The organism is Bacillus sp. SG-1 (genome assembly GCF_000181495.1).
Classification (GTDB): Bacteria; Bacillota; Bacilli; order Bacillales; family Bacillaceae_B; genus Rossellomorea.
In genome coordinates this window covers 1-1712 of the sequence record NZ_ABCF01000155.1, presented here as the reverse complement: position 1 = coordinate 1712, position 1712 = coordinate 1, and the positions used below count along the sequence as shown (strand labels likewise).

The window sequence follows — 1712 nt, the reverse complement described above, 5'->3', positions numbered from 1 at the left end:
CTCAATGACAGTACCAAGAGCCAAACGTTTTGGGTTAGCTTTAAGCTCTTCCACTTCACTTACAAGCAGGATCATCTCAAGCAGGTCATCAATCCCTTCACCTTTCAGGGCAGAAAGTGGTACGAAGATTGTGTCTCCGCCCCATGCTTCAGGGACAAGTTGATATTCAGTAAGTTCCTGCATAACACGGTCAGGATTCGCTGCTTCTTTATCCATTTTGTTAACGGCAATAATAATCGGAACCTCTGCTGCTTTAGCATGGTTGATTGCTTCAACTGTCTGTGGCATAACACCATCATCAGCTGCTACAACGATAATTGCAATATCCGTTACCTGGGCGCCGCGGGCACGCATTGTAGTGAAGGCAGCATGGCCAGGTGTATCCAGGAAAGTAATCTTTTTGTCGTTTTCAACGATCTGGTAAGCACCGATATGCTGTGTAATACCGCCTGCTTCACCTTCCGTTACCTTTGTGTTTCTGATGGAATCGAGAAGCGTTGTTTTACCATGGTCAACGTGACCCATGATTGTAACAACAGAAGGACGCTCAACTTTGTCAGCTTCTTCATCTTCAGTGAAGTACACTTCAAGATCTGATTTATCAACAAGGATCTCTTCCTCTACTTCAACACCGTACTCCCCAGCGACAAGTTCGATTGCTTCTTTTTCAAGTTCCTGATTGATTGTGGCCATAACACCAAGCATGAACAGCTTCTTGATGATTTCAGAAGGCTCACGGTGAAGTTTCTTCCCAAGTTCAGAAACAGTAAGAGACTCAGTAAACGTAATCTTAGCCGGAAGTTCTTTTTCCTTTTTCTTCTGAGGCTGATTGTTTGATTGGTTATTTCTTGTGTTTTTATTAGGCTTGTTATTGTTAGGCCTATTGTTGTTTTTACCTTTTTTGTTATTGTTAAACACTTTTTTATCACCAGGCTTGTTTTGCTGTTCATTCTTCTTGCCATTGCGGTCATTAGCCGGACTGTTTTTAGGTTTATCTTGTTTAGGAGCATTGTCTGAAGAGTTTCCAGATTTACCTCCGTATGATTTCTCAAGCTTCTTAACAGTGTCATCTTCCAGTGTTGCCATATGGTTTGATACCTCAATATTCATTTCTTTTAGTTTAGAAATAACGTCTTTACTTGAAACGTTATGCTTTTTCGCGTATTCGTATATACGTACTTTGCTCATATGTTCACCCCCATTGAGATTCATCGAGCAGCGTGGAAATTTTCGCTGCAAAGCCGGCATCCAGTATTGCGACAGTAACTCTTGCCTCTTTTCCGATTGCTCGTCCGAGAACACCTCTGTCTTCCACTTGATAAAAAGGAACTTTATAGTAGCTGCATTTATCAGTGATTTTCTTTTTGGTGTTTTCAGATGCATCGCCTGCAAGAATGACTACCTTAGCCTTGTTGCTGCGAATTTCCTTAATGACAAGCTCTTCGCCTGAAATTACTTTGCGTGCCCGATTGGCCAATCCTAGCAGAGACATCCATCGATTTTGCTGATTCATATAATCGAGAACTACTCCTTTTCTACTAACGCAAGCAGTTCATCATACACTGATTCATCCACTTTTGCTTGTAATTGATTGGCTATTGCATTTTTCTTTTTTGCTGTTTGAATTGCATCCTTCGTTTTTGAAAGGTATGCCCCTCTCCCTGATTTCTTACCTGTTGGGTCGATGGAAACTTCGCCTTCCTTAGAACGAA

The 1712-nt window shown here is 41.6% G+C and carries 3 protein-coding genes; all 3 read right to left on the bottom strand.

The features are described from left to right. A partial coding sequence (gene infB, locus BSG1_RS19330) for a translation initiation factor IF-2 (RefSeq protein WP_044023213.1) occupies nucleotides 1-1188 on the bottom strand: 1188 nt, incomplete at its 3' end. Nucleotides 1189-1192: 4 nt separating this feature from the next. Next, complete coding sequence (locus tag BSG1_RS19325) at nucleotides 1193-1513, bottom strand: YlxQ family RNA-binding protein (protein WP_044023212.1); 321 nt, start codon at nucleotides 1511-1513, stop codon at nucleotides 1193-1195. Between the two features lie 11 nt (nucleotides 1514-1524). Beyond that, a partial coding sequence (locus tag BSG1_RS19320) for a YlxR family protein (protein WP_006838931.1) occupies nucleotides 1525-1712 on the bottom strand: 188 nt, incomplete at its 5' end.

Excerpts from the sequence above, each read along its gene's own strand:
- BSG1_RS19325 (WP_044023212.1), bottom strand. The coding sequence starts at position 1,513 with ATGAATCAGCAAAATCGATGGATGTCTCTGCTAGGATTGGCCAATCGG.